Source organism: Variovorax sp. 05T418, from assembly GCF_056396385.1.
In genome coordinates, this window is record NZ_JBFTLJ010000008.1 from 90,761 (window position 1) to 108,525 (window position 17,765).

The 17,765-nt window shown below is 62.1% G+C and carries 15 protein-coding genes; 4 read left to right on the plus strand and 11 right to left on the minus strand.

Annotated elements, in window-relative coordinates; all coding sequences use genetic code 11:
• The first annotated feature begins 64 nt into the window (after window positions 1-64).
• Both AC1DMS_RS17560 and AC1DMS_RS17565 read left to right on the plus strand, forming a co-directional pair.
• Window positions 65-1,111 carry a class I SAM-dependent methyltransferase gene (locus tag AC1DMS_RS17560; RefSeq protein WP_478181521.1) on the plus strand — a complete coding sequence of 349 codons (1,047 nt, stop codon included), beginning with the start codon at window positions 65-67 and terminating at the stop codon, window positions 1,109-1,111.
• Between the two features lie 12 nt (window positions 1,112-1,123).
• A complete protein-coding gene (locus AC1DMS_RS17565) occupies window positions 1,124-2,044 on the plus strand; it encodes a glycosyltransferase family 2 protein (protein ID WP_478181522.1) in 921 nt (306 codons plus the stop codon).
• Window positions 2,045-2,070: 26 nt separating this feature from the next.
• On the opposite strand, the gene AC1DMS_RS17570 is transcribed toward AC1DMS_RS17565, so the two are convergent.
• From AC1DMS_RS17570 to AC1DMS_RS17615, 10 genes are all read right to left on the minus strand, one after another.
• Entirely contained in the window at window positions 2,071-2,997 is a 927-nt protein-coding gene (locus tag AC1DMS_RS17570; protein ID WP_478181523.1) for a glycosyltransferase family 2 protein, read from the minus strand.
• Between the two features lie 32 nt (window positions 2,998-3,029).
• Window positions 3,030-4,490 (minus strand): oligosaccharide flippase family protein, encoded by a 1,461-nt coding sequence (locus AC1DMS_RS17575; protein WP_478181524.1) that lies wholly within the window; start codon window positions 4,488-4,490, stop codon window positions 3,030-3,032.
• A 23-nt stretch (window positions 4,491-4,513) separates the two neighbouring features.
• Entirely contained in the window at window positions 4,514-5,593 is a 1,080-nt protein-coding gene (locus tag AC1DMS_RS17580; RefSeq protein WP_478181525.1) for a methyltransferase domain-containing protein, read from the minus strand.
• 102 nt (window positions 5,594-5,695) lie between these two features.
• Window positions 5,696-6,106 carry an energy transducer TonB gene (locus tag AC1DMS_RS17585; RefSeq protein ID WP_478181526.1) on the minus strand — a complete coding sequence of 137 codons (411 nt, stop codon included), beginning with the start codon at window positions 6,104-6,106 and terminating at the stop codon, window positions 5,696-5,698.
• 278 nt (window positions 6,107-6,384) lie between these two features.
• A complete protein-coding gene (locus AC1DMS_RS17590) occupies window positions 6,385-10,302 on the minus strand; it encodes a pilus assembly protein (protein WP_478181527.1) in 3,918 nt (1,305 codons plus the stop codon).
• 42 nt (window positions 10,303-10,344) lie between these two features.
• Complete coding sequence (locus AC1DMS_RS17595) at window positions 10,345-11,043, minus strand: pilus assembly PilX family protein (RefSeq protein ID WP_478181528.1); 699 nt, start codon at window positions 11,041-11,043, stop codon at window positions 10,345-10,347.
• 9 nt (window positions 11,044-11,052) lie between these two features.
• Window positions 11,053-12,192, minus strand: coding sequence for a PilW family protein (locus tag AC1DMS_RS17600; RefSeq protein ID WP_478181529.1), 1,140 nt, complete (start codon window positions 12,190-12,192; stop codon window positions 11,053-11,055).
• A gap of 1 nt (window position 12,193) precedes the next feature.
• A complete protein-coding gene (locus tag AC1DMS_RS17605) occupies window positions 12,194-12,661 on the minus strand; it encodes a type IV pilus modification PilV family protein (RefSeq protein ID WP_478181530.1) in 468 nt (155 codons plus the stop codon).
• Window positions 12,655-13,266 carry a GspH/FimT family pseudopilin gene (locus AC1DMS_RS17610; RefSeq protein WP_018903510.1) on the minus strand — a complete coding sequence of 204 codons (612 nt, stop codon included), beginning with the start codon at window positions 13,264-13,266 and terminating at the stop codon, window positions 12,655-12,657. Before AC1DMS_RS17610 ends, AC1DMS_RS17605 begins: the two co-directional genes overlap by 7 nt.
• A 6-nt stretch (window positions 13,267-13,272) precedes the next feature.
• Entirely contained in the window at window positions 13,273-13,749 is a 477-nt protein-coding gene (locus AC1DMS_RS17615) for a type IV pilin protein (RefSeq protein WP_478181531.1), read from the minus strand.
• Between the two features lie 157 nt (window positions 13,750-13,906).
• Between AC1DMS_RS17615 and AC1DMS_RS17620 the strand changes: the two genes are divergently transcribed.
• Window positions 13,907-15,649, plus strand: a complete 1,743-nt coding sequence (locus AC1DMS_RS17620) for a PglL family O-oligosaccharyltransferase (RefSeq protein WP_478181532.1) — start codon at window positions 13,907-13,909, stop codon at window positions 15,647-15,649.
• Here AC1DMS_RS17620 and moaC read toward each other — a convergent pair.
• Entirely contained in the window at window positions 15,646-16,137 is a 492-nt protein-coding gene (moaC, locus tag AC1DMS_RS17625) for a cyclic pyranopterin monophosphate synthase MoaC (RefSeq protein WP_018903513.1), read from the minus strand. The genes AC1DMS_RS17620 and moaC overlap by 4 nt on opposite strands.
• A 54-nt stretch (window positions 16,138-16,191) precedes the next feature.
• On the opposite strand from moaC, the gene AC1DMS_RS17630 reads away from it, so the two are divergent.
• Window positions 16,192-17,757, plus strand: a complete 1,566-nt coding sequence (locus AC1DMS_RS17630; protein WP_478181533.1) for a M48 family metalloprotease — start codon at window positions 16,192-16,194, stop codon at window positions 17,755-17,757.
• Window positions 17,758-17,765: the final 8 nt, after the last annotated feature.

Here is a 17,765-nt window from a genome sequence, read left to right on the forward strand (position 1 = left end):
TGAAGGTATACCCAGCAACGTCGATCACATTTAAGACCAGGCAAGTTTTGCCAATCTATCAAGCATGAGCGAACACAGTAACCACAGTGATGATTGGCCGTTGGAAGGCTTGGAACATCTGGGCGCCTGCCCGATCTGTGCGAGTGCACGCCGCAATTGTTTGCACCAAGGATTGGTAGACCATTTGTTCAACACGCCGGGGCGCTGGAATCTCTACGCGTGCGAGCTGTGCGGCACAGCCTATCTGGATCCCAGGCCCAATCGTCAAACAATCCATATCGCATATCAAGATTACGGCACACACGAAAGTCAGCTTGACGATGATCCGCAGCAGCCAGGAGACGATTGGCGCAGTTCCGTCAAACAGGCCATCCTGCGCGCATATATTCGCGTGCGGTTTAGCAAGCAGCCGTTCAAGCCAAGCGATGTGTTCGCCGGTGCAATGTGGCTTCGCCCATTCTTGCGGCCGCGTTTTGATGGAGCCATGCGGAACCTTCCCGTCTCGAGCAAAACCAGCACAGTGCTCGACATCGGTTGCGGAAACGGCCGCTTCTTGGCATGGGCACGCACCGCGGGTTGGCAGGGTTATGGCACAGAGTTCGACTCGCAAGCGGCGGCAGTCGCCCGCTCCAAAGGATTCGACGTTCACGAAGGTCCTTTGGAGGACTTGGTCGACAGCGGCACCAAGTTCGATGCGGTCACCATTAGTCATGTCATTGAACATGTGCACGAGCCATCCGCTCTTTTGAGGGCCGCGCATCAGCTGCTCAAACCAGGGGGACATTTCTGGATCGAAACCCCGAACGTCAATGCGCGCGGCCATGCGTATTTCGGTTCGGGTTGGGCAGGGCTGCATCCACCACACCATCTTCAAGTATTTGCGCCGAAGGCGCTGAAAGGGCTTCTTCAAGAAGCCGGCTTTACCGGCATTCGTGATTCGTCTTCGCAGTCTGGTTGGCGAGCGATGGCTTCCTTGAGTCGATCATCAGATCCGGCGCAGTTGCGCAATATCCGTTCCCAGGCGATCCGCGAAGATATAGCGGAATTCTTTGGGCACTGCGATGCGGCAGAAGGAGAGTGCATCACGTTGACGGCGACAGTCTCTGCTTGAATGGATCCCGGCATGTCAATCCCTTCACGGCCGACGTGCGGGTCCCCGACCGGCACAGTGTTCGCTGTGGTTGTGACGTACAACCCGGACGACAAGCTGTTCGATCGATTGCAGGCTTTGCGCATGCAAGTGCACGCGCTTTTGGTTGTCGATAACGGCTCAACCAACGCCGAGGCTGTGCGCTCGATGGCGCTGCAAGCTGAATGCTCAGTGGTCCTCAACCCGGAGAACCTTGGCATTGCTGAAGCCCTCAATCAGGGCGCTCGTGCTGCCATTCAACAGGGAGCCGAATGGCTTGCGACCTTTGATCAGGACAGCCACGTAGCTCCTGAAGCTATTGCGCAGCTGCTGGCCGCTTCCGCGGCATTGCCGCAGTTAGACCGCGTCGCCATTCTGGCCATGAGCCATCGCGACCGTGGGACAGGGCGCGATTACCACCGCTCCGGCGAAATCTTGAAGGAAACAGAGCAATGGCGGTCGGTGCGCACCACCATTACATCGGGAAGCCTGGTGCGCGTATCGGTTTTTCTCCAGGTGGGTTTTTTTGATACGCGGCTTTTCATAGACACGGTTGATCTGGAGTTTTGTCTGCGCTGTCGTCGCCAAGGATTGCTGGTGCAGGAAAACCGGACGGTGGTACTGGCCCATTCAATGGGAAATTCCACGACCCGCGTCGTACTAGGATTCCCCCTCGTGCTGACCGGGCACTCTCCGCTACGCCGCTACTACATCACGCGCAATCAGCTTGAAATGTGCCGGCGTTTCATTTGGGCCGACCCGCGCTGGGCATTGGGAGCGTTCTGGGACTTGGCAAGCGGAAGCGCAATTACCCTGTTGTTGGAGACCGAGCGTCGCGCGAAGTTGCGCGCAATGCTCTCCGGACTGGGTGACTTTATGCTGCGCCGCTTTGGACGCAGGACACTGCCGCTGTAGACGTGTTGTCCGGTCCCCGCAGGTCCTCATCGGGGACGGCTGATCAGGCCCCGGCCAGTGACCCAGCTCCCCAGCAGAAGCAGCCGCAGCAGCACGTCACCGACAAGTGATTGGCGAAAACGCATGGGGGTCATCAGCAACCGCATAGCGGTCATTGGCCTGTGACAGTCGAAGTAACTCTCCAGCAATCGTCGGTCCACCGCATTCAGTCGCGCGGCATGCACAGCGCGAAAATTCTCGATCTGGTCGTACATGATGTGGACCCAGTTCTTTTTGCGGAGAAAGCGCAGGATCGCGATGTAGCGGCCCATGCCTGAGCCCATTCCGATGGCATTGGCACCATGCTGCCGATAAAGGATGGTGGGTTCGCGATCAACGATGACTTGGCCGAACGCCGCGATGACCAGATACAGCCACCAGTCATGAAAATAGATGCGGTCCGGATCACCATATTGGCGCGCCAGAGGCAAGGCCGCGCGATTGATGGCGCAGGTGCAACCGGTCACGATATTTTCTGTCAACGCATTGCGAAACGACGGGGGCCGTTCCCACATTGGCGACAGGCCGAGAGGAAGCAGCTGTTCGTTGACCAGCCGAAGACGTGAGCAATACAGCGCGGGTTTGTCTTGCAGCGGCGCCAAGTGCGCGGCAGCTCGCTCGATCTTGTTCGGCAGCCACACGTCGTCCTGGTCACTCAGCATGATCAGATCTGCGTCATCAGGTGCGGTATCCAGCAGCTTGAAAAAACTTCGCACGAAACCGACGTTTTGCCCGCGCATCACTGCAATGCGCGAATCGCCGAGGCTTTGAATGCGTGCAACGGTCTGGTCCGTGGAACCATCGTCGCGAACGATCACGTGGCCGTCAGGCGGCAGCTGATCGAGGATGGAGCGAAGTTGCTCTTCCACAAGGCGTTCGCCTTGCCAAGTGGACATCAAGACAACGATCTTCATAAGATTCAGGATTCTCGTTCAAGATCCTGCCGTCAATCAGTCCGCGGATGCGCTGAGTCACGACGAGCGTCCTTTGACCTGCGATTGGCGATACGCAACTGCGTCAACGACCATCCCAGCAGTGCGAGCAACAACATGAACTCGAATGGCCCTGGCAAAGTTGGGGAGAGATTCCTTCTCATGACGAGCCCAAGGAGCGCCGCCATGAGGGTCGCCGGAATCGCCAGAAACCTCAGCGTCGAAAGCAGCGTGCCCGCCAAATAGGAGAGCAGCAGAAAATCTATCGTCACTCTCGCGGCAAATGCTGCAGCGACACCGACAAGGCCCCATGATTGGAGCGCGACATACAACAACGCCAGATATGGCAGCAACTCGATCATGTGGCTTTTTGCAACGAGATCGGGCCGCCCACTCGCAAGCAGCTTGGTGAATGGGACGATTGTGAGACTGTTGATCCAGAAGGCGAGGCATAGGATTTGTGCCACGCTGGCCGACTGCGTGGCAAGTTCCGGTGAGATCCACAAGGCGAGGAACGGAGCGGACAACAGCAGCCCTGTCGCCATCAGCGGTGACAACCACACACCCAGCACGCGCAGGCCAAACATGGCCAGTTGACGTCTTTGGATATCGGTCGTCGCGCTGGCAAAACGAGGAAAGAGCGCTTGGTTCAGTGCCGATGACAACAGCGTAGTGCGTTCGGTCATCTGAAAAGGGATGACATAGTGACTGACCGATCTAGCGCCCAGCTGTACACCGATCGCAAAGCGGTCTGCAACCACCATGAGTGGTCCTGCGACCGCACTGACAGTTGCCCATCCGCCGAAACGCAGCAATTGCGAGGCATAACGCCTGTCGATCGAAACGGGAAAGCCAACAAGGTAATGTTTTCTGCAGCGCCAGAGCATCGGTACCAGCACCAGCAGACGAACCACTGCCACCGCGGCAACAAGCCCGGACAGTTGAACTCCTAACGTTGCTGCCACAGCCAATGGGGCGAGCAGAGCGAGAGCATTGACCGAGGCGCCGATCAGATTAAGTTCACCAAATGCGCTGCGCGCCTGCAATGCCCCGCTTAATACAGCCGCAAGGGTTGTCGCCGGCACCATCGCCGCGGCCCATGGCAAGGCAGCCAGGAGTTCGACACGCAAGCCGGCCTCGATAGAGGAATCGCGCGAAAAGAACCAAGCGCCTAGAGGTTGAGTGACAAGAGCACCAGCCAATCCGAGTGCGAGGCTGATCGACAGCGCCGTCCAAAGTACCTTTGCATGCTCTTTCTTCGATTCGCCGGCCATGTGTGCGAGCTGACGGGCGGTTGCTTGACCGATTCCCAAATCGAAAAGGCCCATGTAACCGAAGAAGAGCCAGATCAACGCGAGCACTCCGAAGCGGGCTTCCCCAATCAAGCGCAGATAGGCCGGAATGGTGAGCAGGGACAACACCAGCGGCAGGATCTGACCGGCCAGGTTGTAAGAAGTATGGCGCTTCAGGCTCATGTGGTGGACTGGATGATGTCTCGCTATCCTCGAACAAGGCCGATCATCTTGTGCAAGACACTAGAGATGTGCCAGGAAGCAGATCTGAGCAAAGTGACACGGCGTTTTCGTATCTGCTCTTCACGGATGCGCTCAGCATCGAGTTCCATATTCAGCAGTGCAATGCGCTCTTGGCTATTCGCGTGTCCTTCGGCTTTATGCCGGGCGGTCATCATCTGCAGGGGCAACTCGGCAACCTGTCGATCGACGCCGTCTCGAATCATCGCCTCTTGAAACCGCAGCATGCGCAATGGATGAACGGAGGTGTCGCAGATCACCTTTTCACACCAGTCCTCGACGAATTTTCTTGATTCCTCTAGCGAGTTCTCGCCGGGAATCTTTTCTAGAAGAAGAGCGAACTCGATGCCTCGGGCTTTGGGGAGATGTTCAGCGAAATACATTGAGTCCAGCCGCCAGAACCATGCTCCCTCCGACATGCCAGCTGCAAGCAATGATGCGAACTCTTCCGGGTTCCAGGCGTGGACGTGAATGGTGCGCCTCCTATGCAGCGCGAATCGCGACGTGTCCAATAGGCGGGGGTTGTACCACTCACGAACGTCGCGGGGATGGACTGGTGCTTGGTTGTAGATGGCCTCGCAAAATTCGCGAATGCTCGCCTCGTCTACCTCAGTCACGCCCGCCCGGTACTTTGCGAGCGGCACCGAAAAAGGCGTCGGCACGCGCACTGCGTCAAAAGTGCAGCTTCGGTCTGGTACGACCAGTAGCAACTTTCCGCCAATGCGAAGCACCCTGGAGAACTCGGTAAGCACCCCAAGGGGATTGGCTACATGCTCAATGACGTGCGAAGCGACCAATCCATCAAAAGAATTTGGTGCAAGCTTTGACAATCCTTCGGTGTCGAGGTCGATGTCGTAGTGAGCTTGCACGCCATTTGGCTGCCCGATCAACTCTGGGAAGTTCTTGTCACGGCCTCCCTCGATCGAGCGATCAGCGTACTTGACGTTTGCACCGGGCGAAACGACGAACGGGCGGCTCCCAGGGCCAATTTCCAAAACATCACCGCAGATGGAAAGGCCGATGAGATCGCGAGGGCTGGTGGTCATAGATCCAATGGTAACCATTCGCAACAGATGGGTGTGTGTCGCAGCGCTTATGTCGCGATCGCCAGATGCACAAGTAGCTGTTAACTGAAGTGTGCTGCAGCTTCAATCGAACACTACTTCCACCCTCTGCCGTGACTTGACGGCACGGCCATCGACTTTCCCAGGAGAAAACTCTGCACCCATGAAGGCTTCACGTGCAGCTTGTTCGAAAGCGGGCGGAAGTGTCGGCTCTTCGGCGTCGATACGCTGAACGCGACCTTGTTCGTCAATGAAGAGCGATAGGACACCAACGAGGGGGCCGGTCGCGATTTCGCCAAGCGGAGGTTCTAGCACGATGGCCGTCTTGGCGATGGGCGGCGTCGACAGTTGGCTGCGTGGCACATAGCTGTCGCTATTAGCTTCGGCCGTAACGGAGAGAGCAGGTGCAGCAGCGGCAGCCGACGTATCTGTTAACGGTTGCTGCCCGGAGGCGGAGACGGGAGGGCGGTCAGGCGCATGAATCGCTTCGTTCACCCGAGGGGGCTCACGGACAGAAGGCGCGGGCGGAGGCGAAGGCGAGGGCGGCGGCGAGGGAGGAGGGGGAGAGATCGTCCGCACCCGAATGGCGGCGGAAGCGCCACTTAAGACCTTCCCGCGCACCGCCCCTTCCGAGCCGACAGGCGAAACCCGCGCCGAAAGCACCGCAGCGTGAAGTGCCAATGAGAGCACCGCGCTCCCCAAAAGCACGCATCGCATCCTTGCCTGGCCCGGCGCATGCCGGGCCAAGACCTTTTCTCTCATCTCATCGAAGCTCAGTCCACCAGCTCGCGCCAGGAGGTCCTGCGCACGCTGCCGGAGCCGGACGATGTCGCGACTGGTGGCGTCTCGATCACGTTGTCGCCATTGCTCTTCTGGTAAATGATGCGGGCGTTGCCGTTGCTGTCTTGCACCCAGGTCATGCCCATGATCAGCCCGTCGGTGCTGAAGAGTCCGCCGGCCGGGTTGGTCGTCACGACGCCGCCATTGGCCACGTTGAGGTAGTAGCGCCACGCCGTGCCGCCCGACGCGCAGGCGTCACCATTCGGAATGGCGGTGGCGACCGCCAAGGTGCTGAATTGCAGGCCCAGGTTGGTATTCACGCGTTCACGCGAATGCGGCAGATCGATCCACCATCCGCCCTTGGTCGCCCAGTCGACCGACGTATTGGATACCGAGGCCGCAGTAGCGGTTGCCACGGGGCCATTCAACGTGAACGTCTGCCTGACGAAGTTCGTGGTGTCGGCGCGTACGTCGCTCCAACCGGTGGCGGTCAGCGTGTCCTTGACTGCATAGATGCTTTGCTGTGTCGAATCTGCGATGTCGGACGAGCCGAGATACCGGCCTGTTGCAACCACGACCACTGGCTTGCCGGAGATCTCCACGGTTTCCGGCTTTGTGGTGATGGGCTGCGGCGTCGTATCGTTGATCTGGAACTTGGCGAGCCGCATCGCGGCCCCGTTGGGTAGCAGGAGACCGTCGATGTCGAAGCGCCAGAGGTTGCCTTGCTGATCACCGCCGTAGAAGCGCTTGGCTGTGTTGTCGCTGGAGCTTTCGATCCAGGCGTTGATCTTTGCAAGGCCGCTCGGGTCGGAGCTGCTGCCGTCGCTGGTGGCAATGTCCAGCAGCAGGGCGCCGGTGTTGGCGTTCAGGACGTAGAGGTGGCCCTTGCCGTCACCGTCGGTGTTGTTGTAGCCCGAAGCGAAGGCAACGATCCAGGTGCCGTCGCCGCGCTTGGCGATCACCGGGTTGCCGAAGCTGAAGCCCAGGTTGGCATCGGTGAACTCCCAGAGAGCCTTGGGATCATTGGGGTCGGTGATGTCCAGTGCGTAGTAGCCGCGGCCGCCGCTGTTCAGGCCACCGACAACAATGGTCTTCCAGGCGGTGCCAACCTTGATGTCGCCCATGACCGGCGCTCCGTCCACGGAGTATTGGTGTCTCGACCCGTAGTTCGTGTCCGCCATCTTGTAGAGGTTGGGCATGACGGTGCCTGGAACGTATGCCCAGAGCTCGGTGCCGCCCGTGCTGCCGGTCGCAGCCGAGAAGGCGTGCAGCATGCCGTCGTTCGAGCCCACGTACACCACGGGCGTGCGGGTTGACTTTGCTGTAACGAAGTCGGCGTAGCCGGCGTCGGCATAGCGGAAGGGCGGCTTCCCAACATAGACCGGGGCACCGTTGATGATGTCGCCCAGCACATGTTCACGCTTGCGATAAAGCGCCGCAATGCTGTTGTTGGATGCGTCGACGCTGGCCGTTTCGTAGGTGCGCACGCCGCGCAGGTAGTTGACGAGGTTCGTGCCGTTGTTGGCCAGGGTCTTGTTGCTGTCCGAAAGCAGCGAGCATTGCGCGGCAATGAGGGTTTTGCTGCAAAGGTTGTCGAAGTAGCCTTTTTGCGCGGCGCTCAGGTTGCCGTACTCGAAGCTCTGGAGAGCCGAACCGCTGTTGAAGTAGATCCTTCGGTCCGAAGCGGCCGTTGCATCGAGCTTTGCCTGCGCGGACCATGTGGCGTTGTTCGCAATGACGCCCGTTGTGCCGTTGATTGCAAAGGCCTGCAGATCGCCGGTCCAAAGCTGCGTGGTGTAGCTGGCCCGGAAGACCAGGTTGTTGTCGCCAGCCACCAGCTGGAGCGAACTGGTCGATGCGGTGGCGCCCGCGCCGGAGACCTGCTGGACCGATGTGACCACGCCGTTGATGGCTTCGCTCAGCGCGCTGGCATTGAGTGCCGAGTAATACTGGCCGCGGCCATTCACGGCCGCATGCCATAGGTCGTCGACGTTGGTGGCGTTGCCGCCCTCGCCATCATTCAGGTCCGCACCTTCGGGCACAGGCCAGTTCAGTCGGCCACTGGTCAGGTCCACATAGGAGCCGGCGGTTTGGGTCAGGTAATTCTTGTCGTAAGGCAAGGTGCCGCTCACGCCAAGGCCAATCGTGAACGAGTTCATGTGCTGCCATGCGGCCTTGTCGCTCCCCACCGGTCGCACGATGTTGCTGCAGACATCCTGGCTGCTGCCGGAACTGCTCGAAGTGCAATTGCCGAGTGCGCTGGTGCGCAGGTCTGTCGAAAAGTAGTATTCGGCAACGTCGGCCAGCGTGTTGCCAGTGCCGCCTGAGGTGGACGGTGTTTGGGTTGGCGTGCCTGCAACAGGAGTTTGGGCCACAGGTGTTGTGTTGGAGGTGATTGCCGGTATAGACCAGGAGCTCCACGACCCAGCAGAATCTGAATTGACCGTCACACCGTCGCCCTTGGTCGCCTGGTGGGTCGTGTTTGTGTTTCCGCCCGTGAAGCTGCTGCTGTCGGTTGGAGGGCCATTGCCTGTCAACGACTCGGTGGGGGTCCCAGTGTTGACCCAAGCGGAAGTGGTGGGCGTGCTGGTGCTTCTGGATGTCTCGACGCCGTCGGTGGTCACTACCGTCTCGGAATAGGACCTCGTTGCCGACTGCGGTGTCGTATAGGTTCGAGACTGCGTTTCGGTGTAGCTCTGGTTTGTAACCTTGGTGACGGCATACTTACCCTTGTTCTGACCGTTCGCCACTGGCTTTGAGGAAACCGTGGTGGAGGTGCGCGTCCAGGTTCGCGTTTGTGTTTGAGTGGAAAGCGCGTTTCTGGTCAATGCGACGGTGTAGGGCGTCACAGTGGTGACGATGACCTGGCTGTCGTCCCGCATCGGGCGAGCCTCGGTGCCGTCCTGCTGGCCAATTTCGGTGGTGCCGTCGAGCTTCAGGCCCTTGTTCTTGTTCCAGTAGCCGTCTGTGGAGAGGAGCGCATAGTTGCGCTGGCAGGAGTACTGGACGGGGTCGTAGCTTTGGTCGGTAGCCTTGTTCGCAAAATAGCGTCCCGCCTTGGACAGGGCCGAGCGCAACGGCGTCCAACCATTCGGCGAGGCGCTGTAGAGACTGCTGTAGAAGTTGGTTTTCTGCGCAAGATCGAAGTCCTTGACGTCGCGAAAGTAGTTGTTGCCATCCACCGCAGTTCCATCGCTGATCGTGCTGAAGCCAACGCGGTAGCTCGAGTCGAGCGCCGCAATCGCTCGGCCCATGGCTGTGCGCATCAACAGGTAGCGCTTGCGGTAGTACGAATACCAATTGGCGTAGTTTTGAGCCTCGGCGGAAGTGCTCGTGAGCGTTACCTTGGCAAAGATGCTGCTCTGCGTGCTCGTTCGCGTCCTGCACTGGTTGTAGAAGGTGTTAGCCACCGGACCATTGCTCGTGTAGACCCAACCCATCTTGGGCTGAGTGCCGCTGTAGGTGTAATAGAACCGGTTGTTGAGATTGGTCGTCGAACTCGACGCGTCGTACCCATCATTACGTGCGGCTGTAAAAACCGCATTGGGATAAGACGTTCCATCCGCGTTGAGTGGCGGCGCATAGGTGACCGTGGGATCGTAGGCCACCCCATTGCACTGGGCGGAGCGGTATCCGTAGTATTCGTAGGCGTTGTTCCGATCTATGCCGCTCGGAATGTTATCCGGCATGTAGTCGTTGTCCATACTTCCCGAATCGTCCAGAACGAACAGCAGGTTCGGCTTGGCTTGAACGGCGGGCAGCGTGGCCAGCGGTTGGTTCGACAGGTCTGTGGATGCTGCATCGACGATGGGAGCGAATGATCCCAGCAGCAACGCACAGACCATCACCGCACAGCAGATGGCCTGCCTTTGGGGCTTCAGGCCGATGGCAAGAGTGAATCTATTTTTCATGGTGTTGGGTTCTCTGTCTGGCGCCGGAGCGGCGCTCCCTCATCAGAAATGCACGATGGTTTCGGTGAAGCTGGCCGTATTGCGCGCGCCCAGCACGCGCACCACGATGCGGTAGTACGGTCCGGAAGCACCGCCGGCAAAAGGCTGTTCGGCGTAGTTCATCTCGCCCTTCTTCGTCACGTTGGCACCACTGCTCGAGATCGGCTTGGCGCAGCTGATGCTCGTATCGGTGAGGTAGTTGCCTGCCTTGGAGCACAGCCTGAAGATGACGAAGCGGGCGTTGTTGTTATTGATGGTGCCGGCATCCGCCGTCGTGACGGAGCATCCGTTGTATGTGCCTGTGGTGGCGGACTGGCAGGTGTTGCCGTCCCAATCGATCAGTTGGCGGTTCGTGCTGGCGGCGAGTTGCCGTCCGGTTACGTCGATCGGCGGTTTTGCCGTGACGCCATCGGCGGCAAGCTCCTGCGTGCTTGCGTAGTAGCCGCTCGACGCGGCGTCGGTGTTCAGGCTGGCACTGTTGGCGGTCAACCAGTCGACGGCCTTGCGCGCCGCTTGGTCTGCGGCGGAGGTGGCATCTTGCTTGAAGCCCATGTTGCCCAGCACCAACGTGCTGGTGTCGACCGAGCGCACCAGCGCCAATGTTGCAAGCAGGAGTGCGACCAGGGTCAGAAGGGCGAAGAGCAGCGAGACACCACGTTCAGCGCGCCGGTGTTGGGAGAGATTCAAGGGTCTGATTTGCATGGCGATGGCTCAGGAATTCCAGAGGACGTTGCGCAGCGGCACGATCGTGTCGTAGACCTTGAAGCGGTAGTGCTCCCATTCGGGAACGTGGCTTACCTTCAGCGAAATGCATTTGCTGGCGCCATGGCAGGTCGTGGTCCCCGTGATGGTGGCGTTGGCGCCTACGTCCCACTGAGGGGCGCTCGCTGTGACGTTTTCCTTTTCGTACTGATTGCTGCGCGCCACTACCGCGATGCGGATCGCGAGCACCTGCAGCCAACCTGCATTGGTGGTCGGCGTCACGTTGTCGTAGGTGTCGACAACACCATCGCCGTTGGTGTCCTTGCCGTACATGGCCTGGAGGTTGACGATTTGCGGATAGAGCTCCAATGGCGGGTCGGTTACTACGCCATTCACCGGTGAGAGCTCGGCCATTTGCAGGCTGTTGGCACTGCTGATCGAGTAGGTGCGATAGACCATCGAACCCATGTTCAGCAGATAGCTTCCCGACGCGTATCCGCTCGTTGGAAATATGCTGTTCTGGTTCCACTTGCTCGCAGCGGTAGCGGCATGGGGAACGCGCGTCGGCCCCAGTGTCGTGGCCGGAGATGCCGTGTTGTTGGTCACGCTGAACAGCGTGCACGCCAGGCCGCTGCCCTGAACTTTTGGAACGGCGATCATCATGTTGCCGACCACGGCGCCAAATGAGGACGTCACCTCGAAGTAGTTGCTGGACTGCGGGTGATCCTCCTTGAGGACCATGGGCGCCGAAAAGTTGGTAGTCCGGCCTTGCAGGACAGTGATCGTGTCGGGGGCGTTGGTGTCAGTGCTGGTGCCGTTCGTGATGACGACCGGTGCCAGCGGAAAGGCGAACGACGCGCCGCTCGCGTCGTACTTGCCCGTCACTGTGCAGCCGAGTGCATCCGGGCTGGCCGCAGCACCGTAGCCCGCCATCTGCACGTCGCGTTGGAGTGTGAAGAGCGACAACGCGCCATTGACCTGCGCATCGCTGCCCATGGTGATCGTGCGCTTCTTGCCCTCGGCAAGCGCGAGCACCTGGCTGATGACGAGCACCGTGAGCAGACCCAGCACGAGGCCGACCATGAGCTCGACCAGGGTGAAGCCACGCTGGAAAGGATGCTTGGAAAAGATGGATTGAGCGGTGCGCATCTCAGTTCGCAGCCTTCGAGACGGTTGTGTGCGTGACGTACTGGTGCGTTTCACCATTCGGCATCGTCCAGCTGATGGTGACGGCGACATCGCCGGAGCTTGCGTTGACGGTGACTGCACCGGTCCCTCCAGGCAGGCTGCTGCTCACCTTGCTCTGCCATTCGCTGCATCGCGCTTGAGAGGCGCAACCGGTGCCGTTGTAGCTCGCGAGATTGGTGAGGTCGGACCACATGCGCCCGTTCAGTTCGCTGGCCAGATAGGCGGCGTCAGCCCTCACCTTGGAATCGGTCTGCGCGCGCGTCATCGAGGCCTGCAGGCCCACCAGTCCGAGCACGCCGAGCATGAAGATCAACAGCGCCACGAGCACTTCGATCAAGGCGATGCCTCGCGTATGCGAAGCTTGGTGAGGCTCGCGCCGCACATGGTCGAGTTGGCCGGGCGCGCGCATGCGATTCACTCGGTTCAGCATTTGCGGGGATCCTTTGCCGTGCTGTCGACGATGGCCGGCTCGCACATGCGCACCGAGCCCGAGGGCGAGACGACGATGCGCAATGCGCGGGTGCCCGTGGAGCTTCCGGTGACGTCGATCTGGCCAATGGCGTCGCTGTTGGCAATGCGCCCAAAACCATTGAAGGTGACGGTCGTGCCTTCGGTCGATCCATCAATGGCTTGAACTGCGGCCACCGTGACTCTTCCGCCGCTGTCTCCAGCGGGGCGCCCGGTAACGATCATGGGAGAGCTGGTCGTCGATGGAGCGTCGGAGCAATGCCCGATCGGAGAATTCACGCTCACGATCCAGGCGCCACTGGCGCCGGAAAGAGAGCAGTCGTCGCTCAGCACCGCCGGGTCATTGAGCGACACCAGCCAGAGCGACACATTCTGGTTGCGCCGCACGGCCTCGCCGCGCGCGACCTGGAGCCCGTTTTGCAGCGAATCGGCAACGTTGCGAATGCGGGTGTTTTCCAGCCATGTGCCGATGCTCGGCATGACGGCGAAAAGGATCAGCGCCAGCACCGCGATGGTGACGATCAGTTCGACCAGGGTGAAGCCGCGTTGTCGCATGGTGATCGCCATGTGGGATCAGCAAGCACTGCTGCTTGTAAGCCAGCACGATTGCGTCACGGTGCCGCCTTTGAACTGGGTGGTTGCGCGATTGCCGTTGTGATCAATGGTGTAGGTGTGTCCGATGGCTCGCCCCGCGCTTCCGGTAGCGGTGACCACATAGTTCTGCTGATTGTTGGAGGTCGTACAGCTGTAGCTGAAGTACTTGACGTTGAGAGGCGTGAAGGCGGCGGCCGCGTTGGTCGCGCAATTGGTTCCCGAAGGACCGTAGTTGCGGTTGTCCTGGTAGTACTGCTCCATCGTCGCCCGGTAGGCGGAGAGCGTATTGAACGCCTCCGGCAACTGGCCGCGGCGCACATAGTCGTTGTACGACGGGATCGCAATCGAGGCCAGGATGCCGATGATCGCCACAACGATCATTACCTCGATCAGCGTGAAGCCAGGCGACCCGCGCCCTTGGACAGCGGGGCGGAAATAGCTTGCTTGTTTCTTCAAGAGACACCTTTCGGACCGATTCCAGGTCTTCCGCCAGAAGGCGGGCAACAGTTGTAGACAGTTGTCTAAGAATGTCTCTAAATGTGTTTTTCCGCAAAACCGCTCGTCTCCCACCCGCCGCCATTCGTCGGCCCGGCCGGTCGGCACAATTGGCGGAATGACTTCCCGCGCAGCACCTGCCGAGGCGGCCGCTTTCTCGCCTAAAGCCGTCGGCGCCGTGCGCGCCGGGCTGGTGGCGTTTCCGTTTCTCTGTCCCCTCGTCGCCGGCCCGTCGGTCCAGGCCTGGCAGCTGCTGGCCACCTGGGTCTGCCTCGCGGCGATGCTTCTGGCCATTCCTTCTGCCATGCCGGCGCGCGGCATCTGGGCCTGGCTGGGCGCGGGAGCGGCGGCGGTCGTGCTTTTTTCCTCCCCGCATGCCGGCGCCGCCGCATGGCTGCCGCCCGTGGTCGTGCTCGCCGCCATGGCGGCCGCGGCCTGCGTGGGCGCGGGCATGGTGCGTGGCGGGCCGGGCACCTCGGGGGGGCTGGCGGTGGGCGTGCTGGTGGCCGGCCTCGTCAGCGCCGTACTGGGCCTGCTCCAGTACTACGGCTTGGCGGAGCCGCTGGTGCCCTGGACCACCGCGCCCGCGCTGGGCCAGGCGTATGGCAACCTGCGCCAGCGCAACCAGTTCGCCACGCTGATCAGCATGGCGCTGGTGGCCGCGCTCTGGATCTACGCTGCGCAGCCCTCGGCGCGCATCCGGCGCTGGCTGGTGGCGGCGGCGTTGCTGCTGCTGGTGGCCGCGGCGGCGTCCACTTCGCGCACGGGCCTGCTCCAGCTGCTGTCGATCGTGGGCGTTGCGGCGTTCATCGCGCGGCGGGAGCGCCGCGGCGTAGCCCCGGACGGCGCTGCCGGCGCGCCGCCTTTCAGCCTGCCGCCACCGCTGGTGCTGCTGGCGATGGTTCCGGTCTACTTCGCCATCGCCTGGCTGCTGCCGCAGCTGGCGGCGGGCGAGGTCGAGGGCATGATGCAGCGGCTGCAGGAGGGCGCGCCGGGCGACCACACGCGGATGATCCTGTGGCGCAACGTGCTCTCGCTGATTGCCGCGCATCCGCTCGCGGGGTGGGGCTGGGGCGAGCTGGCCTTCGCGCACTACAGCACGCTGTACGACGGGCCGCGCTTCCCCGAGATATTGGACAACGCGCACAACCTGCCGCTGCACCTGGCGGTAGAAATGGGCATTCCGGTGTCGGTGCTGATCTGCGGCGGCTTCCTCTGGATGGTGATGGCGGCACGGCCCTGGCGCGAGCGCGATCCGGTGCGGCTCATGGCGTGGGGCATGCTGGGCGCGATTGCGCTGCACAGCCTGCTCGAATATCCGCTCTGGTACGGGCCGTTCCAGCTGGTGTTCGGGCTGTGTTTGGGCACGCTGTGGCCGGCGCGGGGTGCTGGCGACCCGGCCTGGATGCGGGAGCGGCTGAAGAAGAAGGCCCGGTGGCTCGAGCCGCCGGTGCTGTCTTGCGTCGCGGCCGCGGTGCTGATGGCGGTGGTCGGCTATGCCACCTGGGACTACATCCGCATCAGCCAGATCTACCTGGCGCGCGACGAGCGTTTGCCGGCCTACGAAGACGGCACGCTCGCCAAGGCCAGGAAATCGTGGCTCTTTGCCAGGCAGGTCGACTTTGCCGAACTCACGCTCACGGCCGTCACGCCGGACAACGCCGCCGCGATGCATTCACTGGCCGAACGCACGCTGCATTTCTCGCCCGAGCCGCGCGTGATCGTCAAGCTGATCGAAAGCGCCGAGCTGATGGGGCGGGGCGAGGAGGCGCGCGAGCAGGCGGAGCGTTTTCGCATCGCCTTTCCGGCCGAATACGAGCGCTGGCTGAAAGGGCTGCCCGTGGACGGGCAGGCGCCCTAGCCTTGAGGGTCGGCCACGTAGCTCCCCGACTTGCCCCCGTGCTTCTCCAGCACGTGCACGTCGGTGATGCGCATGCCGCGGTCCACGGCCTTGCACATGTCGTAGATGGTGAGCAGCGCCACCTGCACGGCGGTCAGCGCTTCCATCTCGACGCCGGTGGGCCCCACGGTCTCGACGGTGGCGGTGCACACCACCTGCGGCGCATTGCCTTTTTCGGCCAGCGCAAAGGCCAGCGCCACGCGCGTGAGCGCCAGCGGGTGGCACAGCGGGATCAAATCGCTGGTTTTCTTGGCGGCCTGAATGCCGGCGATGCGCGCGATGCCGAGCACGTCGCCCTTCTTGGCGGTGCCCGATTCGATCAGCGCCAGCGTGGCGGGCTGCATCTCGATGCGGCCGGTGGCCACAGCCACGCGATGGGTGGCGGGCTTGGCCGCCACGTCGACCATGTGGGCCTGGCCCTGGGCGTCGAAATGGGTGAGGGAACTCATGTGTGAACGATCGGTGTGGAGGTGCATCATACGAGCCCGAGCCATGGACGAGGAATGCCGCGCTTGACTCCCTTTGCCACCAAAAAGACTTCCGCCGCGCCCGCACTGCGGTCGCTCTGCGCTACCGTTTTAATAGCGTGCCAGATCCTGCTGCCGGTACCGGCCCGCGCCCAGATGCAGGTGCTGCCGGGCCTGGGCGACGGCGGCGAAATGACCGCCAGTGCCGAGCGCCAGCTGGGCGACCAGATTGCGCGCGAGCTCTACCGCGACACCGACTACATCGACGACCCGGTGATCGCCGCCTACGTGCAGGACATCTGGCAGCGCCTGCTGGCCGCCGCCCGCCAGCGCGGCGAGCTCACGCCCGAGCTCGACGAGCGCTTTGCCTGGACCATCCTGCTGGGGCGCGACCGCAACATCAATGCCTTTGCGCTGCCGGGCGGCTACCTGGGCCTGAACATGGGGCTGATTGCCACGGTGGGCAGCCGCGACGAGCTGGCCACGGTGCTCGGGCACGAGCTGTCGCACGTCACGCAGCGCCACATCTCGCGCATCATGAACCAGCAGGGCAAGCAGATGCCGCTGATGCTGGCCGGCCTGATCCTCGGCATGATCGCGGCCAGCAAGAGCCGCAACGCCGATGCGGGCCAGGCCGTGATGATGGGCAGCCAGGCGCTGTTCATGCAGAACCAGCTGAGCTTCTCGCGCGACATGGAGCGCGAGGCCGACCGCGTCGGCTTTGGCGTGATGACGCAGGCCGGCTTCGCGCCGCAGGGCGCGGCCGCCATGTTCGAAAAGCTGCAGTACGCCTCGCGCCTGAACGACAACGGCTCCTACCCCTACCTGCGCAGCCACCCGCTCACGTCGGAGCGCATCTCGGACATGCAGGGGCGCTTCCAGTTCCGCCTCGATACCGCCCCGGCCATGCCGCTGGCCATGGACCACGCCATGATCGCCGCGCGCGCCCGCGTGCTCACGCGGCCGGGCGTCGACGTGCTGCGGCTGTGGGTCGATGCGGCCTCCACCGGCGAATTCGCCAAGAGCAGCGCGGCCCAGCAGGCCGGCACGCTCTACGCGGCCGCGCTGTCGGCCAAGGAACTGCGCGACTTCCGGGCCGCGCGCGCCATGGCCGAGCGGCTGACCGCGCGCACCGCCGACGACGCCTCCGCCGCCAGGCTGGCGCGCTGGCTCCATGCCGAGATCGAGCTGGCCGGCGGCGGCGCCTCCAAGGCCGCGAGCCTGCTCGATGCCAAGTCGAAGGAGCGGCCCGAGATGCTGCTCGCGGCCGATGCTGCCGTGGCCACGCGCCAGCCCGCGCCCCTGGTGCCGGTGCTGCGCGACTGGGTGGCCACGAACCCGCGCGACGCCACCGCGTGGCGGGCCCTGGCCAACCTGTACGGCGCGCAGAACGATTCGGTGCGCGCGGTGCGCGCCGATGCCGAGGCCAACGTGGCCATCCTCGACTATCCGGCCGCACGCGACCGCCTCAAGGCCGCGCAGGAGCTGATGCGCAAGCCCGGCGCGCCGGTCGACCACTACGAGGCGTCGATCATCGACACCCGCGCGCGGGCCGTGGAGGTGCTGGTGAAGCGGCAAGCCGAGGAGCCGCCGCTGAAGTGAGGTGAGCC